This window comes from Ruminococcus callidus ATCC 27760 (assembly GCF_000468015.1).
Classification (GTDB): Bacteria; Bacillota; Clostridia; order Oscillospirales; family Ruminococcaceae; genus Ruminococcus_C; species Ruminococcus_C callidus.
Map to the genome: position 1 here is coordinate 1 of NZ_KI260289.1, position 7,931 is coordinate 7,931.

The window sequence follows — 7,931 nt, forward strand, 5'->3', positions numbered from 1 at the left end:
GTCGCACAATCTTTGTGCGGTATTGCCTTAGAAAACACAACGATGAATGGCTTTGTGTGATCACGCTCTTAGTATGCCCGTGATTTTCAAAAATAATCGATACTGTTTTATTATATTCGCGGAGGGAAAAAGGAGTGCTATTGCAGATAGGACGGCAGGAGAAATTCCATATGGGGAAGATTGCGGACAACGCCGAACAGCAGAAGCACAACAACGCTGCCCCACAGCAGAAGATTTTCCCCTTTGCTGCCCTTGGCGAACCACTTTGGATTCCACAGCACCCGAACCAGAAATGCCGCCAGCCACAGGGGAGAGAGCAGAGCGATCGCCAGATTTTCCCTGGCGGCACCAAAGAAATCCAGATGCAGCAGGCGAATGCAAAAATGAGAGATGCCGCAGCCCGGACATGCCAGACCGGTGATCTTCTGGAACAGGCAGGGGATCCGCAGCGGTGTCAGCTGGGTGACGATATAATACGCCAGCCCCAGCAGAAAAAAGATGCCGGCAGTTCGGAGCTGTTTGCGGTGGGTGCGGAAAAAGAAACGCAGATTTTGCAGCAAAAGGGATACCTCCTTGCCGGTTGCGGGAAAGTTTGTCGTACAGAAAAAAGCTGCACCGGAATCGTTCCGTGCAGCTTTTGTGTTTTGTTCAGCGGGAAAAGCACAGGCTCTTATGCCAGCTGGTTCAGTTCGTTCTGCATCAGGGCATAGGACACGATGCCCAGCCCGAAAATTGCCAGAATCAGATAGAGAATGCCGCTGTTGCCGGAGGACAGTCCGCGGGACGCTTTCACCTGATCAATGGCATCGCCCTGCTTGTAGAGCCAGTACCACATGTAGACGTTGCAGGTGATGATGCTCAGCAGAATGACCATGCCGCCGGAAGTGGCATTGGGATCACCTGTCAGCTTGTTAACATCTTCTGTCAGTTTGTAGATCCAGTACAGGCCATAGATGCCGCAGGTCACAATAGACAGAATGATGCACAGGGCAATGTTTCTCTGCTCGATGGGGCCGCCGTAGGGGTTGCCGTTGAATACCGGCGGCGGTGTCTGGGGTGGAACGTTGTTGTTCGGAACTGCTCCGTTGGGAGTCGGTGCTTCATTGGACAGCGGAGCTCCGCAGCTTGCACAGAATGCTGTGCCGTCAGAATTGTTGCTGCCGCATTTCGGACAAATCATAAGTATTCTCCTTTAATATGAATTGAAATCGGACGGTTTGCGGGCTGCCGCTGATCGTCAGTTTCTGTAGTGTATGTTTAGTATACCATACTTTATGGCAATTGTCAATGAGAATATGCGAAAATGTTGAAAAATCATAGTGGCATCATTGATGAGGCAATAATGGATATGGGAAAATCTCTCCGTCTGCCCTTGCGGAAAACGGCAATTCTCCCCACAGCAAGCCCACTTTTCTTTCATTTGTCAAAAAATTAACAGCTTTCCCTTTCGATTTTGCACAAATCTCCAAAATGTGCGGAAAAGTAGTGACAAACGGGGCGTGTTATGGTATACTGGTATATGAGAAAATACCACAGACAGTCCGGTGCAGATCTGGACACGGGCTGTCCCGAAGAACCGCCTGACGTGCGAATATCCTGCTGTCGTCAGTGCGTGAAATCGAATTTGGCGGCGGAACTGCCGCGATAAAGGATAGGAAGCGTGAATGTTATGGAAAACATGGAAAACAATTTTGACGTGATCATTGCTGGCTGCGGTGCTGCCGGACTGTACGGTGCCATCAATCTGCCGTCAGACTGCCGGATCCTGCTGCTGTGCAAACAGGAACTGACCCTGTGCAACTCTGCACTGGCTCAGGGCGGGATCGCCGGTGTGTACAAGTCGCCGGAGGATTCCATTGAACTGCACGAGCATGACACCATGGTTGCCGGCGGGTTTACCAACAATCCGGAAACGGTGCACATTCTGACCACACATGCCGCACACGAGATTCAGGCGATTCTGGATTTCGGCGTGGACTTTGACCGGACACCGGACGGCGAACTCCACCGGACACTGGAGGGCGGTCACAGCCGCCACCGCATTTTCCACCACAAAGATGCCACCGGTGCAGAGATCCTGGACAAGCTGCTCAAAAAGGTAAAGACCCTGCCCAATGTGACCATTCTGGAACACGCCATGATGACGGGCATGCAAAAGACCGACACCGGCTTTTCTGTCAATGTGATGCAGGGCGGCTCCTGCACCGTGTACAGCAGCCACTTTATGATACTGGCTACCGGCGGCATCGGACGGGTCTACCGGTTCACCACCAATTCCAAGATCGCTACCGGCGACGGCATTGCATTTGCCTATGAAAACGGTGCGGAGATCCGGAACCTGCATCTGATCCAGTTCCACCCCACAGCATTCAACGACCACCACACCAGAGAGTGCTTCCTGATCTCGGAGGCTGTCCGCGGCGAGGGGGCATATCTGCTGAACTGCAACAAGGAACGCTTCATGGACCGGTATGACGAACGGCTGGAGCTGGCTCCCCGTGATGTGGTTTCCCATGCCATTATTCTGGAAAGCCGCAGAACCCATTCTGACAACTTCTATCTGGACATTTCCTATAAGGACTCGGAGTTCATCAAGAACCGGTTCCCCATGATCTACGAAAAGGTTCTGGAACAGGGCTACGACATGACCAAGGAGCCGATTCCGATCTTCCCCTGCCAGCACTACCTCATGGGCGGCATTCAGGTGGACGACAATTCCGAAACCACAGTTCCCAATCTGTACGCTGCCGGCGAATGCTCCCATACCGGTGTACACGGCAACAACCGTCTTGCCAGCAATTCTCTGCTGGAGGCTCTGGTGTTCTCCAGACAGGCGGCACTGGACATTGCCAAGAAGCTGCCGGACGCTCCCAAGACCTTTACCGCCGCAGAATTTCCTACCAAGCCGAACCCGCAGAAGATTCCGAAAGGACTGCGTACCGAAATTCGGCAGATCATGCAGGACAACTATTTTGTTATTCCCAACAAGGAAAAGCTGCCGGAGGGATTCCGGAGAATCACCGAGATCCGCGACCAGCTGCTGAACGGCAACTATATTGTAGATGCCGACTATGTAGAAGCAAAGTCGCTGGCAACGGTGGCATATATTATTCTGAAAGAAGTACTTTAAAAAGGAATCATCAAAAAGCATCATCGTGAAAGGAACCATTCCCCATGTTACAGCAAACCTATATTGACCGACTGATTACCACCGCACTGGACGAAGATATTCACTATATCGACGTGACCACTGACAATCTGCTGGACGACGCACACACCAGTGAGGCGTATTATCTGGCAAAGGACAGCGGTGTGCTCTGCGGCATTGACATTGCCAAGCGGGTGTTTGAACTGGTTGGCGGCGACTTCACCATGGATATTCGCATTCATGACGGCGAACAGGTGAAAAAGGGCGACATTATCGCCACCATGACCGGCAGCACCAAGACCCTGCTGAAAGGCGAACGGACTGCCCTGAATATTCTCCAGCACATGAGCGGCATTGCCACTGCCACACACCAGTGCGTGGAACTGGTGGCTGGCACCAACGCCCAGATCACCGATACCCGCAAGACCTTGCCGGGGCTGCGTCCGCTGCAAAAGTATGCCGTGACAGTGGGCGGCGGCAAGAACCACCGGTACAATCTGTCTGACGGTGCCATGCTGAAGGACAACCACATCGATGCTTACGGCGGCATTACGCCGGCTGTGGCTGCCCTGCGGAAAAAGATCGGGCACATGGTGAAGATCGAAGTGGAAGTGCGGACACTGGAAGAACTGGAAGAAGCCCTGTCTGCCGGTGCGGACATCATCATGCTGGACAACATGAGCTGCGAGGATATGACCAAGGCAGTGCAGCGTGTGGACGGCAAGGTGCTGCTGGAAGCTTCCGGCAACGTGACCGCGGAAACCATTCGGGGCATTGCAGAAACCGGCGTGGACATCATCTCGCTGGGAGCACTGACTCATTCTGTCAAGTGCTTTGATATTTCCATGCGGATCTCTGCAAAGAAATAAGAATTGAATTTTTCATAAGAGCATTCCCGGTGCAGCATTGCTGTGCCGGGAATGCAGAAACAAGTACTGTTTGCAGAATGACGGAAAAGCATGGCACAACAAAAGTTCTAAAATAACTTTACTTTTCTTTTGAAATGTGATATAATTAAATGGAAATTGGTCTACCATATGTATTTCCGATATTGTCATATGCTTAAAAAAGAGGAAAATTATGAAAAAAGAAATTGCAGAAGAACGTATGCAAAATATGAAAAATGCGTATTTGAAGTTGGACAGTGTATTGAATCGTTTGCCTGATGCTATTCCAGAAAAGATGAAGAGCGTTTTGCGTGACAAAATATTAGGAGACAAACAGTTAAAAGAATTGATGGAAGGCATTGATGAGCATAGACCACCTCGCTTTTTCTTGATCGGTCGGACTGGTGTTGGAAAAAGTAGCTTGATTAACGCTTTATGTGGGAGTTACTTGGCAAAGGTTAGTGATATAGAAAGTTGTACTTCTAATGTCGATATTTACCATTGTATGGATGGGGATAGAGTCCTTTTAGATATATTAGATACTCGTGGAATTGCAGAGTGCAATAAAATCAATGATTCTTATGATGCTGAAAAGCAATTAATCGATCAAGTGGTTGACTTTTGTCCAGATGTAGCTATTTTTGTTTTAAATGCTACAACTCGTGATGACAGTATTTTACAAGACATAGAACTTTTGAAAAAGGTGCTGAAAAAGTATCAGGCGATAAATAAGATAGAACTTCCAGTTGTTGCTGTTGTTAACAAAGTGGATGAAATACCGCCGGCACGTATTAAAAATCCAAAAGAGTATACAGAAAATAAGATAAATAGTATTTCTGAAAATGTAAAAAGATATAAAACTACAATCGTTTCTAATGGTCTTAAAATTCACAGCATTGTTCCGGTGTCTTCGTTGATGGATTGGCAAACGCCAGATGGAATTGAAGTTAATGCAGATAACATTAATAATTTTCCGAAGAGTGACATTGAAAATCTGCAAATTCAATTTGACGGCAGATTTCAAATTGAAGTTTTATTAAATGATTTGGAGGATGCCATACAAGACTTCTCTGGAAAAATGGGCTTGAGGATGGCATTGCGGCTGGAAGAATTGATGAAAAAATTGGCAGGCCATCTTGTTGGCATATTTAGTTCCATTTCTTCTGGAGTAGCGGTAACGCCAATCCCTATTGCTGATATTTATATATTGATATCTTTGCAGGCAATTATGGTGATGTTGATCGCAGCGTTAAGCGGAAGAGAGTTGTCGTTTGATGCTGCAAAAGAGTTTATAGCGTCCTTAGGTGGAGTGGTTGGTGCAGGAATGCTTTTTAAGTTGATTGCTCAGCAGACATCAAAATTAGCAAATGGACTATTTCCCGGGGCTGGCTCTGCTATTAGTGCTACGATTGCGTTTGGTGGTACATATTCTATCGGAAAAGCCGCAACCTCTTATTACATAGAAGAGGTTGATTTGAAATTTGTGAAGAAAAAGTTCGAAGAAAATCATAAGCATGCCGAAAAGAAATCGAAAAAAGCATTAGAATCTGTATAATATTTTGAAACCCGACCCGGCACTGCTGTGCCGGGTCCTTTTGTGTCTTGTAAGGGAAACACTGCACGCATCTTACGCACAAGCTTTATTCAGTGTTTCTCAAGAAAAATGTGAATCTTTCTGCAAACGTCTTGACAATTTCACGGAAACAGTGTAAAATAAAAGTGTTGTATCAAATTACAAACGATTCTCAGTGAAAATGCTGGGTGACGCTGCGTTTTTTGCGTGTGCGTCGTGGTTATTCATGTATCCCGTCTGCCGGCAGATTTGTTCCGGCAATGGGTTCCGATAGAGCAGAGAAGGCAGTTCCTGCGATGTGTGGGAAACCGCTTTTTTTCTGGAAATGGACTTGTGAGCCGTGCGGAACAGGATTCTGCCGCACGGCATACAGGAAAGAAAGGCGATCCTGAACAGCGTTTTGGATGGGATTGTCTATGATCCTCATGATACGTCCTAAGACATCAATGCATAAGGCAATATCGTACAAAGAGCGTCTGGCGACTTTGTGTGATGCTGTCTGAAAGCGATTCGGCGGAAGGGAGAATGCCGCGGATTTGCTGTGCAGGACGGAGAGGGGAAGGAGATGCACGTCTTCCTGAGGAAAATTCCCGACTGTCGGGAAACACAAGTGAATACAAGACGCACATGCCGCCTTTGGCAGAACGCCGCTGTGTTGTATACAGATAGACAAATACAAAACAGATTTTAAAGGAGGTAGTGCATAGACATGCAAGCGATGAACTGGGCACTGGCAGCAGTGCTTTGTCTGGTGGCTTTGCTGGTGGGTGCCGCGATTGCCGGATTTCTGGCGTACCGCAAGGGCGTACAGTCCGGCGTTGAACAGCGGAAACAACAGGCAGAAGCTACTATCGGCTCCGCCGAAAAAGAAGCCGGACGCATTCTGGAAGATGCCAAAAAAGAGGCAGAGGCCAAGCGGAAGAATGCCATGGTGGAAGCAAAAGACGAAATTTATAAACTCCGTTCTGAAGCGGAAAAAGAAATCAAAGACAGACGCTCTGAAATCGGCAGACAAGAACACCGGATTCAGCAGAAAGAGGAAAATCTGGACAAAAAGACAGATAATCTGGACCGGAAGGAAGAATCCCTCAAGCAGCGTCTGAAAAATGCAGACAAGAAGCTGGCAGAGGCGGAAGAAGTCAAGAACAGCCAGCTGAAAGAACTGGAACGCATTTCCGGACTGACACAGGATCAGGCAAAGGAATATATCCTGAGCACGCTGGACAGCGAACTGGTGCACGAAAAGGCTGTGAAGATCTCCTACTATGAGCAGCAGATCAAGGACGAGTGTGAGGAAAAGGCTCGCAGCTATATCTCCCTCGCCATTGCCAAGTGTGCGGCAGATCAGGTTTCAGAAACGGCAGTTTCCGTTGTGGCACTGCCCAACGACGAAATGAAAGGCCGTATCATCGGCAGAGAGGGCAGAAATATCCGGACACTGGAAACCCTCACCGGCGTGGACATCATCATTGACGACACACCGGAGGCAATCGCCCTGTCCTGTTTCGACCATGTTCGTCGGGAAGTGGCAAGGATTGCTCTGGAAAAGCTGATCGCAGACGGCAGAATCCACCCGACCAAGATCGAGGAAATGGTGGAAAAGGCAAAGCGGGAAGTGGAACATCGGATCCGGCAGGAGGGCGAACGTGCCGTGCTGGAAACCAATGTGCACGGACTGAACAACGAGTTGGTCAAGCTGCTGGGACGGCTGTATTACCGCACCAGCTATCGGCAGAATGTGCTGATGCACTCTATCGAGGTTTCCAAGCTGTGCGGTGTGCTGGCTTCGGAACTGGGCGTTGATGCCAATCTGGCACGCCGTGCCGGACTGCTCCACGATATTGGTAAGGCTCTGACTGCGGAGATCGAGGGTTCTCATGTACAGATCGGTGTTGATGTTTGCCGGAAGTACAACGAGAGCAACGAGGTCATTCACGCGATCGAGGCTCACCACAACGATGTGGAACCGAAAACCGCAATCGCATGTATCGTACAGGCGGCAGATGCCATTTCTGCGGCACGTCCGGCGGCGAGAAGCGAAAACTACGAGAATTATATCAAGCGGTTACAGAAGCTGGAAGGCATCTGTTCTTCTTATGAGGGCGTAGAAAAGTGCTACGCATTGCAGGCTGGTCGTGAGATTCGTGTCATGGTGGTACCGGAGATCATCAACGATGAGAAAATGGTACTGGTGGCAAGACAGATCGCCAAGCAGATCGAAAACGAAATGGATTATCCGGGTCAGGTCAAGGTCAACCTGATTCGCGAAAGCCGCGTGGTCGATTACGCAAAGTAAAGGCAATACCGCACAAAGATTGTGCGA

6 protein-coding genes are annotated in these 7,931 nt (G+C 48.9%); 4 read left to right on the forward strand and 2 right to left on the reverse strand.

Annotated features, from left to right (window positions below; genetic code table 11):
- Positions 1-137: 137 nt before the first annotated feature.
- Together RUMCAL_RS00520 and RUMCAL_RS00525 are read right to left on the reverse strand one after the other, a co-directional pair.
- Positions 138-560, reverse strand: coding sequence for a DUF2752 domain-containing protein (locus RUMCAL_RS00520; RefSeq protein ID WP_021680404.1), 423 nt, complete (start codon positions 558-560; stop codon positions 138-140).
- A gap of 110 nt (positions 561-670) precedes the next feature.
- On the reverse strand, positions 671-1,180 hold the full coding sequence (locus tag RUMCAL_RS00525) for a DUF4234 domain-containing protein (RefSeq protein ID WP_021680405.1): 510 nt from the start codon (positions 1,178-1,180) through the stop codon (positions 671-673).
- A gap of 498 nt (positions 1,181-1,678) precedes the next feature.
- On the opposite strand from RUMCAL_RS00525, the gene nadB reads away from it, so the two are divergent.
- From nadB to rny, 4 genes are all read left to right on the forward strand, one after another.
- Positions 1,679-3,130 (forward strand): L-aspartate oxidase, encoded by a 1,452-nt coding sequence (nadB, locus tag RUMCAL_RS00530; protein WP_040646350.1) that lies wholly within the window; start codon positions 1,679-1,681, stop codon positions 3,128-3,130.
- Between the two features lie 44 nt (positions 3,131-3,174).
- A complete protein-coding gene (nadC, locus tag RUMCAL_RS00535) occupies positions 3,175-4,017 on the forward strand; it encodes a carboxylating nicotinate-nucleotide diphosphorylase (RefSeq protein ID WP_021680408.1) in 843 nt (280 codons plus the stop codon).
- A 211-nt stretch (positions 4,018-4,228) separates the two neighbouring features.
- Positions 4,229-5,590: a GTPase family protein gene (locus RUMCAL_RS00540; RefSeq protein WP_021680410.1), complete on the forward strand. Its 1,362-nt coding sequence runs from the start codon at positions 4,229-4,231 to the stop codon at positions 5,588-5,590.
- Between the two features lie 736 nt (positions 5,591-6,326).
- Positions 6,327-7,904 (forward strand): ribonuclease Y, encoded by a 1,578-nt coding sequence (gene rny / locus RUMCAL_RS00550; RefSeq protein WP_040646352.1) that lies wholly within the window; start codon positions 6,327-6,329, stop codon positions 7,902-7,904.
- Positions 7,905-7,931 lie beyond the last annotated feature (27 nt).